The sequence below is a fragment of the Aromatoleum toluclasticum ATCC 700605 genome, assembly GCF_000378245.1.
Classification (GTDB): Bacteria; Pseudomonadota; Gammaproteobacteria; order Burkholderiales; family Rhodocyclaceae; genus Aromatoleum; species Aromatoleum toluclasticum.
Window position 1 is genome coordinate 1 of record NZ_KB899517.1, and the last position, 16,096, is coordinate 16,096.

Consider the following 16,096-nt stretch of genomic DNA (forward strand, 5'->3'; position numbering starts at 1 on the left):
CTTCCGAACGGCAAGCAGGAAATTCTGGCGACCTCCCTGCTGGATGCCACAGCGTATCCGGTAACCGAGTTTGCGGCGCTCTATCATCGGCGTTGGCGCATCGAAGAGTGCTTCAAGCTCCTGAAATGCAGGCTGGCGATCGAACATTTCTCGGGCGAATTGCCCGAAGCGATCCGCCAGGACTTTCACGCCAAAGTCTGGCTTGGCAATCTCGCGGCGTCCTTCGCTTTCGTTGCACGCGAACGATTGCCCGCGGACAAGCGTATGAACTTCGCGCCGAATCTGACCTATGCCTTGTCGGCCATCCGCGCCAGCCTGCCGGGTCTGATGCTGCAGGCAAGAGCTCGTGTTCGTGGCGTCGAGACGCTCCTCACGTTGATCGCGAGCACCCTGGAGTGGGTGCGTCCTGACCGCCATTTCCCCAGACCACGCCAAGCCGTCAAGCCAACACGGCATCGCGCCTACAAGGCTGCATGATGGCAACGACATCGCTTAACTTAACGGCATTGGGGACAGACCACGGTTTTACGGTTTCTGTCCTCCGGCGTGGCTCGATTTTTCGTTCCGATGTTCCTTCAACGTGAAAATCGTGGTCTGTCCCATATTTCCCCACTGCCCAAAGAGAATGTGCGGGAAACCAGGCTGGTTGCGGTACTTCTTGCCCTGGCTCGGAGCTAAGCCAACACGACCGCTACCTTGGCCCACCCGCCGACCGGCGACACCGCCCGCTCGGCCGGTTGTTGTGGCTCAAGTACGATCGACGACGTTGCGGCGAGGAGTTCTTGTAGCGCGATGCGCATTTCCATCGTCGCCAGCAAGCGTCCGGGGCATGCGTGTTTTCCGATGCCGTACACCAGGTTTCGATCCGCGTTGCGCTCCGGATCCAGGGCGTCCGGGTCGCCAAAGGCCGCCTCGTCGCGGTTCGCGGACGTCCAGTTCAGCTTCACGCGTGCCCCTTGCGGGATTTCCACGCCCCCGATCCTCACTGGACACGTTGTCACGCGGCGATTGGACAAGAACGGGTCGTCGATCCGCAGGATCTCGTTGATGATGGCATCGATCTCGGCGTCGGACACACCGGAGCGCAGGCGATCCTGCACAGCAGGGTGCGTCGCCAGGTAATGAACCAGCACGCCGACACACTGTGCGATGGAGCCCAGGTCCCCACCCGTCCAGTTCCGTAGAACCGAAACGATCTCGGCATCGGTCAGGGGCCGGCCGTTCACTTCGGTCCGCATGAGCTGGGCGGTGACATCGTCAGTGTCGTCGTCGCGCGCAGCACCGCGGCGCGGTTCGAGCACGGACCGGATCAGGTCGTCGAACGACTCCGCCACCCGCTGCGTCCAGGACCTGTCGCCCGAGCGCGTCGCGGCATGGTTCTCGGCAACCCAGTCCACGAGGCGATCTTCAAGATCGGCCGGCCAGCCCAGCCACGCGCTTTGCGCCCGGACGGCAAACCGCACGCCCACCTGAGACACCGCATCGACGGCAACGCCTCGGGGCAGCGACGCGACCAAATCGGCTGCCACCCGCCGGAATTTCTCACGAAAGGGAGCGAGCGCCTCCGGGGTGAGGAAGCGGTCGAGGGCCTCCCGGTATGCCGTGTGCTCGGCCGAGTCCATGCCGTTCGGGACATGGAGATGGCTCGACACTGCGCTGGAAAACCGATCATCGCTCAGCGCAGCCTGCACGACCAGTTCGTGCCTCAGCAGCACCCACTCGCCATCGACGTTGCGCGCCACGCCGTGCCGGGGGCGCAGCTCGTCGGTGTAGGCCCTCATGTCCCTGCCGGCAGCAGACAGGTCGTCAGGCATGTGATCGGTCATTCCTATCCCCTCTTTGCGGCCCAGGCCGGCGTGGCCAATAGCCCGAGACCACATTTTAACGTCCGCCATGGGCCGATGAGTTGTGCACTGCACCGTGACGCTTTTGTAAGGCGAAAACGCCCGATGGACAAAAGTGTCAGTGGGGAATTTCACCCACCTCTCAACGTTTTTCCAAGAGCCTCGCAAAAACAATCACTTGTCGAACATGGCACGGCCGCTGCATTAGTAGGTCTGAGGGCGACATAAGACAGATTGATTGATCGCCCCCGGTGACGAAACCGTCAGTTCCGGTTCGAGCGGCGTAAAGACGACCCAAGGACCCGGACGGCGGATGAGTCGCCGAGACCGTTCCACTAGAACAATGGAGACAAGAGACATGGCAATGACAGGCGTTCTTCGCCCCGGCCACGCCCAGGTGCGCGTGCTGAACCTGGAGGAGGCGGTGCAGTTCTACCGCGATGTGCTGGGACTGGTCGAAACGGGTCGCGATACGCAGGGCCGCGTGTATTTCAAGTGCTGGGACGAGCGCGATCACAACAGCTACGTGATCCGCGAAGCCGACCGCGCCGGTATCGACTTCTTCGCGTTCAAGGTGCTCGACAAGGCGACGCTCGACAAGCTGGACGCGGATCTGCAGGCCTACGGGATCAAGACCGAACGTATCCCCGCCGGCGAGATGCTGGAAACCGGCGAGCGCGTGCGCTTCGAGCTGCCGTCAGGTCACTTGATGGAGCTGTACGCCGAGAAGACCGCGATCGGCAACGGTCTGCCGATCGTGAATCCCGCGCCCTGGACGCGCCAGCGTGAGCATGGCATCGGCCCGGTGCGGCTCGACCACACGCTGCTGTACGGCCCGAACGTCGCCGAGGTGCAGAAGATCTTCACCGAGGTGCTGGGCTTCTACCTCGTCGAGCGCGTGCTGACGCCGGACGGCGAAAACAACGCCGCGATCTGGCTGTCGTGCTCGCACAAGGTGCATGACATCGCCTTCGCCGAGTATCCGGAGAAGGGCAAGCTGCATCACTGCTCCTTCCTGATGGAGAGCTGGGAGCAGGTGCTGCGCGCGGGCGACATCATGTCGATGAACAAGGTCCCCGTCGACATCGGCCCGACCCGCCACGGCGTGACGCGCGGCTGCACGATCTACGCGTGGGATCCGTCGGGCAACCGTTTCGAGACCTTCATGGGCGGCTACCAGCCCTATCCGGACAACACCGAGCCGCTGACCTGGACCTTCGACAACTTCGGCCAGGGTCTCGACTACCCGCAGCGCAAGCTCCACGAGACCTTCCTGACGGTCGTGAGCTGAGGGGGCAGGCGATGAGCACCCTTGCGACACCCGCCGCGTTCGACACCCGCCGCAAATTCGTGCGCGTCACCGGCGAGCGTGCCAACGGTTTCGTCGAGTTCGACTTCGCTGTCGGCGAGCCGGACCTCGCGGTCGAGATGATCCTGACGCGCGCGGCCTTCGCCGAGTTCTGCGAGCGCAATGCGGTCGAGATGCTGGCGCCGCAGGGGGAGCCCGATTCGACCGAAAAGACCGACTGGGACTGGCGCCTCGCCGACGCGACCCGCACCCGCTTCCGATAAATCGAGAACAGCGCTCCCTCCTACGGGAGCGCCACGGAGACATCCATGCAGATCGACCTTCGCACGGTGAGCATTCAGCCGCTGCGCAACACTTTCGACCACCTCGCGCGGCGTTTCGGCGACAAGCCTGCGTCGCGCTACCAGGAAGGCAGCTACGACATCCAGGCCGCCGAGAACCTGCACTACAAGCCGACCTGGGATCCGGACCAGGACCTGTACGACACGAAGATCACCAAGATCGTGATGAAGGACTGGTATGCGCTGAAGGATCCGCGCCAGTTCTACTACAGCACCTACACGCTGGCCCGCGCCCGCCAGCAGGACACGACCGAGGCGAACTTCGCCTTCGTCGAATCGCGCGGACTCGCGGACATGCTGCCGCCGGCGCTGCGCGATACCGCGCTGAACGTGCTGGTGCCGCTGCGCCACGCCGCCTGGGGCGCGAACCAGAACAACACGCTGATCTGCGGCTACGGCTACGGCGCCGTGTTCACGCAGCCCTGCATCTACCACGCGATGGACAACCTCGGCATCGCGCAATACCTGTCGCGGCTCGGCCTGCTGCTCGGTGACACCGAAGCGCTCGACGCCGGCAAGGCCGCGTGGCTGGACGACCCGGTGTGGCAAGCGTTGCGCCGCTATGTCGAGGACACGCTGGTGCTGCGCGATCCCTTCGAAGCCTTCGTCGCGCAGAACGTCGCGCTCGACGGCCTGCTGTATCCGCTGGTGTATGGCCGCATCGTCGATGACTTCCTGTCGGCGCAGGGCGCCTCGGCGGTCGCGATGCTCACGCAGTTCATGACGGACTGGTTCGACGAGACGAAGAAGTGGGTCGACGCGGTGCTGAAGGTCGCGGCGGCCGAGTCCGACGACAACCGCGCGGTGCTGCAGGACTGGATCGCCGCGTGGAGCGCGCGCGCCGCGTCCGCGCTGCTGCCGGTGGCCGAGATCGCGCTCGGCGCCAACGCCGACGCAGCGGTCGGCGAAGAGCTCGCGGGCTTCCGCGCCCGCATCCAGAAAACCGGCATCACGATCTGAGAGGCCCATCGATGTCCACCGTATTCATCGCCCTGCAGGCGAACGAGGAAACCCGCCCGATCATCGAGGCGATCGAGATCGACAACCCCAATGCGGTCGTCAATCGCCAGCCCGCGATGGTGAAGATCGATGCGCCGAATCGCCTCGTGATCCGCAAGGAGACCATCGAGGAGCAGATCGGACGTTCGTTCGACCTGCAGGAACTGCACATCAACCTCATCACGCTGGGCGGCAACGTCTCGGAAGACGACGACAGCCTCACGCTGAGCTGGGCCGAGTAATCGGGCGAAACAGGAGACCGTCATGGATATGAAAGTTGCAAAGAAGAAGCTCGGCCTGAAGGAGAAATACCGGCTGATGACGCGCGACCTCGGCTGGGAGCCGAGCTACCGCACGAAGGACGAGGTGTTCCCGTACGTGAAGTACGAAGGCATCAAGGTGCACGACTGGGACAAGTGGGAAGACCCGTTCCGTCTGACGATGGACGCCTACTGGAAGTACCAGGCCGAGAAGGAGCGCAAGTTCTACGCGATCATCGACGCGCACGCGCAGAACAACGGCCACCTGAACATCACCGACGGCCGCTACCTGTCCGCGTTGAAGGTCTTCCTGCAGGCGATCAGCCCGGGCGAATACGCGGCGCACAAGGGTTTCTCGCGTGTGGGTCGGGAATTCCCGGGCGTCGGCACCCAGGTCGCGTGCCAGATGCAGGCGATCGACGAGATCCGCCACGCGCAGACGCAGATCCACGCGCTGTCGAACTACAACAAGTACTACAACGGCTTCCACGCCTTCGCCGATGCGCGTGACCGCATGTGGTACAACACCGTCGCCCGCTCGTTCTTCGACGACGCGATGTCGGCCGGCCCGTTCGAGTTCATGATCGCGATCGGCTTCTCGTTCGAGTACGTGCTCACGAACCTGCTGTTCGTGCCCTTCATGTCGGGTGCCGCGTACAACGGCGACATGGCGACCGTGACCTTCGGCTTCTCGGCGCAGTCCGACGAGGCGCGCCACATGACGCTGGGCCTCGAGTGCATCAAGTTCATGCTCGAGCAGGATCCGGACAACCTGCCCATCGTCCAGGGCTGGCTCGACAAGTGGTTCTGGCGCGGCTTCCGCGTGCTGGGGTTGGTCAGCACGATGATGGACTACATGCTGCCCAAGCGCGTGATGTCGTGGCGCGAGGCGTGGGAGATCTACGGCGTCGAGAACGGCGGCGCGCTGTTCAAGGATCTGGCGCGCTACGGCATCCGTCCGCCCAAGGGCTGGGACGACGCCGAGAAGTCGATCGACCACATGTCGCACCAGTTCATGCTGGGCCTGTACCAGTGGAGCTTCGGCACCTCGCTCCATTCGTGGATTCCGTCCGACGAGGACATGGACTGGCTGTCGGCCAAGTACCCCACGACCTTCGACAAGTACTACCGGCCGCGCTGGGACCACATCCGCAAGCTCGCGGCTGAGGGAAAACAGTTCAAGAACTTCGGCCTCGCCAAGCTGTGCCAGACCTGCCAGCTGCCGGTCGTGTTCACCGAACCGGACGATCCGACCATGTCCTGCCATCGCGAGACGAGCTACAAGGGCGAGAAGTATCACTTCTGCTCCGACGGCTGCCAGCACGTGTTCGAGAACGAGCCTGAGAAGTACGTCCAGGCGTGGCTGCCGATGCCGGCGCTGTTCCGGGAATTCGAGGGCGACGTGGGCGCCTGGATGGACTGGGTGAGCCTGCGCGACGGCCAGGACAACGGCGACTACGTGGGTTCGATCGACCAGCGCAATTTCGAGCAGTGGCGCGGTCTCGCTACGTCGAACACCTGAACCCCCAAACAAAAGAGGATGCGCGGCGTGCTCCCCGGCGCCGCAGCCCGATCTCAAGGAGACAATCATGACCGTAGCAGCAATCAAGGAATACGTTGGCGTCGCGCGCGACCGCGTCGAGACTTTCAACGGAAAGCAGCTGGTGTATGCGAGCTGGGATCATCACCTGCTGTTCGCCGCCCCCTTCCTGCTCTACGCGGCGCCGCAGATGAGCTTCCGCGAGCTGGTCGGGGGCCCGCTCGCGGCCCTCGTGCAGCCGGACCCGGATGGCGCTGCAATCGACTGGACGCAGGTTGAGTGGCTGAAGTCGAACCAGCCCTGGACACCGGACTTCGACCGCAGCCTCGCGGACAACGGCATCGGGCACAAGGATCAGATCCGCTTCCGCACACCGGGTCTGACCTCGCTGGCAGCTGCGTGAGGACAGGGCGATGAGCTACGAGCTGACCATTGAACCGCTCGGCCAGACGATCCCCATCGAGGAAGGGCAGACCATCCTCGATGCGGCGTTGCGCGCGGGCGTGTACCTGCCGCATGCGTGCTGTCATGGCTTGTGCGCGACCTGCAAGGTTCAGGTCGTCGACGGCGAGGTCGATCACGGCGAGGCGTCGAGCTTCGCGCTGATGGATTTCGAGCGCGACGAACAGAAGACGCTGGCGTGTTGCGCCACAGCGCAGGGCGACATCGTGATCGAGGCCGAGATCGAGGAAGACCCGGACGCCGAGAACCTGCCGGTGCGCGATTTTGCGGGAACGGTGAGCCGCATCGAGACGCTGACGCCGACGATCAAGGGGATCTGGATCAAGCTCGACGACGCGGAAGGGATGCGCTTCCAGGCGGGGCAGTACATCAACCTGGAACTGCCGGACGGAATCGGCACCCGCGCATTTTCGGTCGCCAGTGCGCCGTCGGAATCGGGTGAGATCGAGCTCAACATCCGCATCGTGCCGGGCGGGCAGGGCACGCGCTACGTGCACGAGACGATGCGCGTAGGGGAACGAACGAAGATTTCCGGCCCCTACGGGCGCTTCTTTGTGAAGAAGTCGGCGGACGTGCCGGTGATCTTCATGGCCGGGGGGTCCGGGTTGTCGAGCCCGCGTTCGATGATCCTCGATTTGCTGGCGGAAGGCTTCGAGCGCCCGATTACGCTGGTCTACGGCCAGAGGACGCGGGAGGAGTTGTACTACCACGACGAATTCCTCGCCCTGGCGGAGCGACACAAGAACTTCCGCTACGTGCCGGCGCTGTCGCACGAACCGGAAGGATCGGACTGGCAGGGTTTCAGGGGGTTCGTGCACGACGCGGCGAAGAACCACTTCGACAACGACTTCCGCGCGCACAAGGCCTACCTGTGCGGCCCACCGCTGATGATCGAGGCCTGCATCGGCACCTTGATGCGCGGCCGACTCTTCGAGCGCGACATCTATACCGAGAAGTTCATCTCGGCGGCGGACGCCCAGCAGGTCCGGAGTCCGTTGTTCAAGGCGATCTGATTAGTAATCGGAGAAAGCCGGGCCGTGCTTGAGAGTCGCCCCCGGCGGGCGGTACTCCGCGCCTCCTTCAACGCGTGGCGGAGGCGTCGGCACGGAGTACCGCCCACCAGGGGTTGCGTCGTGCCGGAAATGTCAGCCGATTCGTAATCTCGTCTTCGAGGCGAGTTCCTGCATCTGCCGGGCGGTCGGCGTATCTATGCTGAACGCGTGGCATAGGGCTGAGTTTGGCGATACCTAAAAGGTAATGCATATCTGAAATAAAGGTATTGGACGGTATATCTCGCCGTTCATAGACTGGTCCTCAAGCGCGGAATGCAGCGAGCACGACGCGAACGGATAACAAGGAAAAGGAGCGAGGATGACCATGCGTCAGATTCAGAATTTCATCGGCGGCGAGTTTGTTGCCGCTGCGAGCGGCAAGCGCTTCGACAAGCGTTCGCCGCTCGACAACCGGGTGATCGCGTCGATCTCCGAAGCCGGACGGGCCGAAGTCGACGCCGCGGTGAGCGCCGCGCGCGCCGCCTTGCATGGCGAGTGGGGCGGCCTTACGACCGAGCAGCGCGTCGAGCTGCTGTACGGCGTGGCCAACGAGATCACGCGCCGTTTCGAGGACTTCGTCGAAGCCGAGATGGCCGACACGGGCCAACCACGTCACGTCATGACCAGCGCGTTCATTCCGCGCGGAGCGGCGAACTTCAAGGTGTTCGCGGACGTCGTCAAGAACGTGCCGAACGAGTCCTTTCAGATGGCGACGCCGGACGGACGCGGCGCGCTGAACTACGGCATCCGCGTGCCCAAGGGCGTGGTCGGCGTGATCTGCCCGTGGAACGCGCCTTTCATGCTGATGACCTGGAAGGTCGGGCCGGCGCTGGCCTGCGGCAACACGGTCGTCGTCAAGCCGTCCGAGGAATCGCCGCACACCGCTACGCTGCTCGGTGAAGTGATGAATGCCGTCGGCGTGCCCAAGGGTGTTTACAACGTCGTGCATGGTTTCGGGCCGGATTCCGCGGGCGAATTCCTGACGCAGAACCGCGACGTCGACGCGATCACCTTCACCGGCGAGACGCGTACCGGTACCGCGATCATGAAGGTGGCAGCGGAAGGCATGCGCGACGTGTCTTTCGAGCTCGGCGGCAAGAACGCCGGCATCGTGTTCGCGGACGCGGATTTCGATGCGGCGGTCGAAGGCATCTTCCGCTCGGCCTTCCTGAATTCCGGCCAGGTGTGCCTTGGCACCGAGCGCGTCTATGTCGAGCGCCCGATCTTCGAGCGCTTCGTGCAGGCGCTGAAGGAGAAGGCCGAAGCGGTGAAATTCGGTCGTCCGGACGACCACGACGCCAACTACGGCCCGCTGATCAGCCAGGAGCACCGCCAGAAGGTGCTCTCGTACTACCGCAAGGCGGTGGAAGAGGGCGCGACTGTCGTCACGGGTGGCGGCGTGCCGCAGATGCCGGGCGAGCTGGCCGAAGGTGCGTGGGTCGAGCCGACGATCTGGACGGGCCTGCCCGACACCGCCGCGGTCGTGCGCGAGGAGATCTTCGGACCCTGCTGCCACATCCGGCCTTTCGACAGCGAAAACGAAGTCGTCGCACTTGCCAACGACACCGAATACGGCCTCTCCACCACCATCTGGACCACCGACCTTGCCCGCGCCCATCGCGTCGCGGCGCGCGTCGAAGTCGGCATCACCTGGGTGAATAGCTGGTTCCTGCGCGATCTGCGCACCGCCTTCGGCGGTTCCAAGCAGTCCGGCATCGGCCGCGAGGGTGGCGTGCACTCGCTCGAGTTCTATACCGAAACCCGAAACATCTGCGTGAAGTTGTGAATGAACCTGCTGCGCGCCCCGATCTCGCGACTCCGGTACTCGCCGTACTTCCGTACGACTCCCGAGTTTGCCAACTGAGTCATCACGACCTCGGGGCTGCTCGCGACGGTTCCTTCACAACTTCGATAAATGAATGAGGCAACCATGAACGAAGAAAAGATCAGGCAATACGGCGACGAGCTCTTCGACGCCTGGCGCGAGCGCCGCACTGTTGCGCCCCTGCTGGAGCGCGAGCCGGACATCACGCTCGACGACGCGTATCGCATCCAGCTGCGCTACATCGAGCGGCGCGTGCAGGCCGGCGAGAAGATCGTCGGCAAGAAGATCGGCGTCACGAGCAAGCCGGTGCAGGATTTCCTCGGCGTGTTCCAGCCGGACTTCGGCCAGCTGACGTCCGGCATGGTGCACCAGGAAGGCGACGTCATCGACCTGGGCTCGTTGATCCAGCCCAAGGCCGAAGCCGAGCTCGCTTTCGTGCTCAAGCACGACCTGCAGGGCCCGGGCGTGACCGCGATGGACGTGATCCGCGCGACCGACTACGTCGTGCCCTGCTTCGAGATCGTCGATTCGCGCATCACCGACTGGAAGATCCGCATCCAGGACACGGTGGCCGACAACGCGTCGTGCGGCGTGTATGTGCTCGGCAAGACCAAGGGGGACCCGCGCAAGCTCGACATCACCCTCGCCGGCATGGTGCTGGAGAAGAACGGCGAGCTGCACTCGACGGGGGTGGGCGCCGCGGTGCAGGGCTCGCCCGCCAATGCGGTGGCGTGGCTCGCCAACACCCTCGGTGAACTGGGCATCCCGTTCAAGGCCGGCGAGGTGATCCTCTCCGGCTCGCAATCGGCCCTCGTGCCGGTCGTGGATGGCGACGAACTCGTGTGCACGGTCGGCGGCCTCGGCAGCTGCCGGGTGAAATTTTCCGGAAGGAGCGCGGTATGAGCCCAAGCAATGAACTGACGCTGTCGCGCGAGGACATCGTGCGCCTGTGCGAGCGCGTCGAAGGTGCCCAGACGCGCGCCTATGCGATCCCCAAGCTGACCGACGAATACCCGGCCATGACCATCGCCGACGGCTACGCGGTGCAGAGCGAACTGCGCCGCCGCTACCTGGCGCAGGGCCACCGGCTCGTCGGCTGGAAGGCCGGACTCACGTCGAAGGCGAAGATGCAGCAGATGGGCGTGGACGTGCCGTCGATCGGCTTCCTCACCGACCGCATGGCGCGACCGGAGAGCTCGGCGATCTCCATGGCCGACCTCGTCCATCCGCGCGCAGAGTGCGAAGTTGCGTTCGTAATGAAGAAGGACCTGCACGGACCCGGCTGCACCCGCGAGGACGTGCTCGACGCGACCGACTACGTGCTGCCGGCCGTCGAAATCATCGATTCGCGCTATTCCGGCTTCAAGTTCGACCTCGCCAGCGTGATCGCCGATAACGGCTCCTCCGCGCGCTTCGTCGGCGGCGGGCGTGCGCGTTACGTCGAGGAGCTGGATCTGCGCACGCTCGGCGTCGTGATGGAAAAGAACGGCGAGATGGTCGCCATGGGCGCCTCGGCGGCCGTGCTTGGCCACCCGGCGGAGGCGATCGCGATGCTGGCGAACATCCTCGCCGACATGGGCGAGCACCTGCCCGCCGGGAGCTTCGTCATGAGCGGCGGCATCACTGAGGCGATTCCCGTGAAGCCGGGCGACAGCATCGTCGCGCGTTTCCAGGAACTCGGCAGCGTGTCGATGCGCTTCGTCTGATCCCCCAATCCCAAAAATACAGAGAGAACCATGCCTATCATCGAAATGCATCTCGCGGAGGGACGCACGCCCGAGCAGAAGCGCCGGGTCGCGAACGCCGTCACCGAAGCCGTCATCCAGGCGCTCGGCGTGAAGTCCGAAGCCGTACGCGTCCTGATTACCGAACACGGCAACGAAGAGTTCTACGTTGCCGGCGAAACCCTGGCGGAGCGTGCCGAACGGCAGCGCGTCGCCGCCCTCGTGGAGCAAGGCCAATGAAGAAGATCAAGTGCGCCCTGATCGGGTCCGGCAACATCGGCACCGACCTGATCTACAAGATCAAGCGCAGCCCCGTGCTCGAGCCGGTGTGGATGGTCGGTATCGACCCGGAATCCGAAGGCCTCGCGCGGGCCCGCGAGATGGGGCTGAAGACCACCGCGGAAGGCGTCGACGGACTGCTGCCGCACGTGCTGGATGACGACATCCAGATCGCGTTCGATGCGACCAGCGCCTACGTGCATGCGGAGAACAGCCGCAAGCTGAACGAGCTGGGCGTGATGATGATCGACCTGACGCCGGCCGCGATCGGGCCGCTGTGCGTGCCGCCGGTGAACCTGCGCCAGCACGCCGACAAGCTCGAGATGAACGTGAACATGATCTCGTGCGCCGGCCAGGCGACCATTCCGGTCGTGAACGCCGTGTCGCGCATCCAGAGCGTCGAGTACGCCGAGATCGTCGCGAGCCTCGCGTCGAAGTCCGTCGGCCCCGGCACGCGCGCGAACCTCGACGAGTTCACCTATACGACGTCGAACGCGATCAAGGTCGTCGGCGGCGCACGTCGCGGCAAGGCGCTGTGCATCATCAACCCGGCCGAGCCGCCGATGATCATGCGCAACACGATCTACTGCCTGACCGACGACGAACCGGATCACGCGCGCATCACCGAGTCGATCCTGCAGATGATAGTCGAGGTGCAGAAGTACGTGCCGGGCTACAAGCTCGTGAATGGACCGATCTTCGACGGCAACAAGGTGTCCGTCTTCCTCGAAGTCGCCGGTCTCGGCGACTACCTGCCCAAGTATGCCGGTAACCTCGACATCATGACCGCGGCCGCGACGCGCACCGCCGAGATGTTCGCCGAGGAGATCCTCGCCGGAAAGATCCAGTTGAAAGCCGTGGAGACCGTGTGATGAGTCAAGCAGCCAATTCTTCCAACCTCAAGGGCCGCAAGGTCATCCTGCACGACATGTGCCTGCGCGACGGCATGCACGCGAAGCGCGAGCAGATCAGCGTCGAGCAGATGGTGAAGGTCGCCACCGCCCTCGACGACGCCGGCATTCCCTACGTGCAGGTCACGCACGGCGCGGGCCTCGGCGGCAACTCGCTGCAGCACGGCTTCGCGATGGCCCCCAACGAGGAATACATCTCGGCCGTGGCCTCGCGCATGAAGCAGGCCAAGGTGTCGGTGCTGCTGATCCCGGGCCTCGGCACGATGAAGGAACTGCAGGCCGCGTACGACGCCGGTGCCCGCAGCGTGCATGTGGCGACCCACTGCACCGAGGCCGACACCTCGCCGCAGCACATCGCCTATGCGCGCAAACTCGGCATGGACACGACCGGCTTCCTGATGATGTCGCATCTCAACGACGCCGCCGGCATCGCCCAGCAGGGCAAGCTGATGGAGTCCTACGGCGCGCAGACCATCTACGTCACCGACTCGGCCGGCTACATGCTGCCCGATGACGTGAAGGCGCGCGTCGGCGCCTTGCGCGAAGTACTGAGGCCGGAGACGGAAATCGGCTTCCACGGCCATCACAACCTCGGCATGGGTATCGCCAACTCGATCGCGGCGATAGAGGCGGGCGCCTCGCGCATCGACGGCTCCGTCGCGGGCCTGGGCGCGGGCGCCGGCAACACCCCGCTCGAAGTCTTCGCCGCGGTGTGCGAGCGCATGGGCATCGTGACCGGCGTCGATCTCTTCAAGATCATGGACGTCGCCGAAGACATCATCGTGCCGATGATGGACCACGTCGTTCGCGTCGATCGCGAATCGCTGACCTTGGGTTATGCGGGCGTGTATTCGACCTTCCTGCTGCATTCGAAGCGGGCGGCGGAGCGCTTCGGCGTGCCGGCGCGCGATATCCTGGTCGAGCTGGGCCGCAAGAAGATGATCGGCGGTCAGGAAGACATGATCCAGGACACCGCGATGACGATGGCGAAGGAACGCGGGCTGTTGAAGGCTGTGGCCTGAGGCGCGGCGAGCGTCGTGAAATTCGCCGTCACCATCGAAGACACGTCGGAACGCTACGAATGCGCGCCCGACGAGTCGCTCCTCGCCGGCATGGTCCGCCTCGGCCGGCGGGGGATTCCCGCAGGGTGTTGCGGCGGAGGCTGCGGCGTGTGCAAGGTGGAGATCACCACGGGCGTTTTCGAAGTGCGCGCGATGAGCCGCGATCACGTCAGCCCCGACGACGAGGCGCAAGGCCGGGTACTCGCGTGCCGCGTCTATCCGCGCAGCGATGTGACGTTGCGTGTGCTGGGTAAGATGCACAAGACGGTGTGCCGCAAGTGTGCCGCGACGCCGAGGGCGCAACCTGCGATTTGAGTATCGCAGCCGGTCGGAGAGTCTTCCGGCATCTACGCCAAAGCCCAAGAGACAAAGGCCTGCGCAATGCGCAGGCCTTTGTTTTTGTTTGGTTGCAGGGGCTGGATTTGAACCTGCGACCTTTGGGCTATGAGCCGCATTTCTCAAACGTCGGGGATGCCCGAAGACATCGCCCGATACTCTGATGCGGACATGGCAGCCGGAGTAACCACCGGCCGCCCGTGGCCTGCTTCCGGGCGAGCTGTCGTCGCCTGGTTTTCTCTCCTACGGTGGCACCCCACGCGCCGAAGTTCGACACCGCGAATCGGAAATGTCCTACGCGTGTCTGGGCGAACTCCGATCCGCGGGGCAGAAACTGACTACAAAAATTCCACCATGTCCGATGTTTCTGGCGGTCCCGCAAACGTATCTTTTTTGCCATTGGACGAAGGACAGGGATGTGACCGTGATATCGGCACGTCTTCGTTCATGAGGGCGGGTGCGTCATGCGGAGTTGGAACATCTGGCAGAGGGGGGGCGTCATGGATGAGTCGGGAGTCGGTATTTCGCGGCAGCAGACACCGGGGTGCGCGGGGCGGTGGGGGCAGGTGGCGATGTTGGGACTGGCGTTGGCATCGCCAGCGGTCGGTGCGTTCGAGTTCAACACCGGAAACCCCGACGTGAAAATGTCGTGGGATAACACGCTGAAATACAGCGCGGCCTGGCGCGTCAAGGACCGTGATGCGCGCGTCGAGGGCAGTGCCTTCAATCCGAACGTCGACGATGGCGACCGCAATTTCGACAAGGGGTTGATCTCGAACCGCGTCGATCTGTTGTCCGAATTCGACCTCGTTTACAAGAGCAAGCTGGGGTTTCGCGTCAGCGGTGCAGGGTGGTACGACGAAGTCTATAACCGCTCGAACGACAACGACTCGCCGGCCACGTTCAACCCGGTTTCGGTGCGGCACGACAAGTTTCCGGACGCGACGCGGCACCTGCACGGGCGCAACGCGGAATTTCTCGATGCCTTCGTTTACGGCCGGTTAACGCCCGGCGGTGCAACGCTCAACCTGCGAGCCGGGCGCTTCACGCAGGTGTATGGCGAGAGCCTGTTTTTTGGCGGCAACGGCATCGCCGCCGCGCAGACCTCGCCCGATATCGTCAAGCTACTGTCCGTGCCGAGCTCGCAGTTCAAGGAGATCCTGCGGCCGGTCGGCCAGATTTCCGCGCAGCTGCAGGTGTCGCCCCGGCTGTCGTTCGGCGCCTATTACCAATATGAATGGCGCAAGGCGCGCCTGCCCGGCGTCGGCAGCTACTTCAGTTTTGCCGATTTCGTCGATGCCGGTGGCCAGCGGCTGTTCACGCCACTCGGACCCTTGCCGCGCGCCGAGGATCTCGACGCGCGCGATTCCGGACAGGGCGGTCTGCAGATCCGCTACAAGTACGGTGACGTCGAATACGGTTTCTACGCGGCCCGCTTTCACGACAAGTTTCCCCAGTTCTACGTGCGCCCGCTGTCGGGCGACTACGCCGTGGTCTATGCGCAGGACATCAAAGTATACGGCGCGAGCCTCAGCACGGTCGTGGGCGAAACGAACGTCGCCGCGGAGGTATCGATGCGGCGCGATGCGCCGCTCGCCGCGGTCGGGAATGTCGTCGTCGCGCTCGATCCGCGTGCGGACGGCCGTGACCATCCGTTGTATCCGGTCGGCAACACCTTTCATGCACAGGTGTCGGCGATCAGCGTGCTGCCGGCCTCCGCGCTGTGGGAAGGTGCCTCGTTCCTCGGCGAGCTGGCGTTCAACCGCCGCCTCAGCGTCGACAAGAATGCCGGCCAGCTCGATCCCAACACGACGCGCGATGCCTCTGCGCTGCGCTTCATCTTCCAGCCCGAGTACTTCCAGGTTGTACCGGGCGTGGATCTGCAGGTGCCGATCGGCGTCGGCTACGGCCTGAGCGGCCGCACATCCGTGCTCGGCACGGGGTTCTCGGCTGAGCGGGGCGGCGACGTCAGCATCGGTGTCAAGGCGGACTACCAGAAGGCCTGGCAGGCGAGCCTCACCTACACGCATTTCTACGGAAGAGCGGGGGCGATCGTCGATGAGAGCGCGCGGCTCTCGTTCGACCAGTTTCACAAGGATCGCGATTTCGTCGCGTTGTCCGTTCAGCGGACCTTCTAATCGGCAGGAGCGAAG

Annotated in this window: 17 protein-coding genes; 16 read left to right on the forward strand and 1 reads right to left on the reverse strand. The window is 64.1% G+C overall.

What is annotated here, in order from left to right; genetic code table 11:
• Positions 1-477: transposase (locus F464_RS0126475; protein ID WP_018992892.1), on the forward strand; the 477-nt coding region annotated here is incomplete at its 5' end.
• A gap of 197 nt (positions 478-674) precedes the next feature.
• On the opposite strand, the gene F464_RS0126480 is transcribed toward F464_RS0126475, so the two are convergent.
• Entirely contained in the window at positions 675-1,826 is a 1,152-nt protein-coding gene (locus F464_RS0126480; protein ID WP_040395815.1) for a cytochrome P450, read from the reverse strand.
• 376 nt (positions 1,827-2,202) lie between these two features.
• Here F464_RS0126480 and F464_RS0126485 point away from each other — a divergent pair, with 376 nt between their 5' ends.
• The 15 genes from F464_RS0126485 (at position 2,203) to F464_RS0126555 (ending at position 16,081) form a co-directional block, all read left to right on the forward strand.
• Positions 2,203-3,135: a catechol 2,3-dioxygenase gene (locus tag F464_RS0126485; protein WP_018992894.1), complete on the forward strand. Its 933-nt coding sequence runs from the start codon at positions 2,203-2,205 to the stop codon at positions 3,133-3,135.
• Positions 3,136-3,146: 11 nt separating this feature from the next.
• The gene (locus F464_RS0126490) at positions 3,147-3,416 is read left to right on the forward strand and encodes a phenol hydroxylase subunit (protein WP_018992895.1); all 270 of its coding nucleotides are present in this window, start codon (positions 3,147-3,149) and stop codon (positions 3,414-3,416) included.
• Between the two features lie 45 nt (positions 3,417-3,461).
• Positions 3,462-4,454 carry an aromatic/alkene monooxygenase hydroxylase subunit beta gene (locus tag F464_RS0126495; RefSeq protein WP_018992896.1) on the forward strand — a complete coding sequence of 331 codons (993 nt, stop codon included), beginning with the start codon at positions 3,462-3,464 and terminating at the stop codon, positions 4,452-4,454.
• An 11-nt stretch (positions 4,455-4,465) separates the two neighbouring features.
• The gene (locus tag F464_RS0126500) at positions 4,466-4,735 is read left to right on the forward strand and encodes an MmoB/DmpM family protein (protein ID WP_018992897.1); all 270 of its coding nucleotides are present in this window, start codon (positions 4,466-4,468) and stop codon (positions 4,733-4,735) included.
• A gap of 22 nt (positions 4,736-4,757) precedes the next feature.
• On the forward strand, positions 4,758-6,275 hold the full coding sequence (locus tag F464_RS0126505; RefSeq protein ID WP_018992898.1) for an aromatic/alkene/methane monooxygenase hydroxylase/oxygenase subunit alpha: 1,518 nt from the start codon (positions 4,758-4,760) through the stop codon (positions 6,273-6,275).
• Positions 6,276-6,342: 67 nt separating this feature from the next.
• Positions 6,343-6,696: a phenol hydroxylase subunit P4 gene (locus F464_RS0126510; RefSeq protein ID WP_018992899.1), complete on the forward strand. Its 354-nt coding sequence runs from the start codon at positions 6,343-6,345 to the stop codon at positions 6,694-6,696.
• Between the two features lie 10 nt (positions 6,697-6,706).
• Positions 6,707-7,768: an NADH:ubiquinone reductase (Na(+)-transporting) subunit F gene (locus F464_RS0126515; protein WP_018992900.1), complete on the forward strand. Its 1,062-nt coding sequence runs from the start codon at positions 6,707-6,709 to the stop codon at positions 7,766-7,768.
• 364 nt (positions 7,769-8,132) lie between these two features.
• Positions 8,133-9,593, forward strand: coding sequence for a 2-hydroxymuconic semialdehyde dehydrogenase (locus tag F464_RS0126520; protein ID WP_026296353.1), 1,461 nt, complete (start codon positions 8,133-8,135; stop codon positions 9,591-9,593).
• A 144-nt stretch (positions 9,594-9,737) separates the two neighbouring features.
• Entirely contained in the window at positions 9,738-10,535 is a 798-nt protein-coding gene (dmpE, locus tag F464_RS0126525) for a 2-oxopent-4-enoate hydratase (protein ID WP_018992902.1), read from the forward strand.
• Positions 10,532-11,338: a 2-oxo-3-hexenedioate decarboxylase gene (gene dmpH, locus F464_RS0126530; protein WP_018992903.1), complete on the forward strand. Its 807-nt coding sequence runs from the start codon at positions 10,532-10,534 to the stop codon at positions 11,336-11,338. The genes dmpE and dmpH overlap by 4 nt, the downstream gene beginning before the upstream one ends.
• 30 nt (positions 11,339-11,368) lie before the next feature.
• Entirely contained in the window at positions 11,369-11,596 is a 228-nt protein-coding gene (locus tag F464_RS0126535; RefSeq protein WP_018992904.1) for a tautomerase family protein, read from the forward strand.
• Positions 11,593-12,507, forward strand: coding sequence for an acetaldehyde dehydrogenase (acetylating) (locus F464_RS0126540; protein WP_018992905.1), 915 nt, complete (start codon positions 11,593-11,595; stop codon positions 12,505-12,507). Before F464_RS0126535 ends, F464_RS0126540 begins: the two co-directional genes overlap by 4 nt.
• A complete protein-coding gene (gene dmpG / locus F464_RS0126545) occupies positions 12,507-13,568 on the forward strand; it encodes a 4-hydroxy-2-oxovalerate aldolase (RefSeq protein WP_018992906.1) in 1,062 nt (353 codons plus the stop codon). The genes F464_RS0126540 and dmpG overlap by 1 nt, the downstream gene beginning before the upstream one ends.
• Positions 13,569-13,583: 15 nt before the next feature.
• A complete protein-coding gene (locus tag F464_RS0126550; protein WP_018992907.1) occupies positions 13,584-13,922 on the forward strand; it encodes a 2Fe-2S iron-sulfur cluster-binding protein in 339 nt (112 codons plus the stop codon).
• A 593-nt stretch (positions 13,923-14,515) separates the two neighbouring features.
• Positions 14,516-16,081, forward strand: a complete 1,566-nt coding sequence (locus F464_RS0126555; protein WP_018992908.1) for a DUF1302 domain-containing protein — start codon at positions 14,516-14,518, stop codon at positions 16,079-16,081.
• Positions 16,082-16,096: the final 15 nt, after the last annotated feature.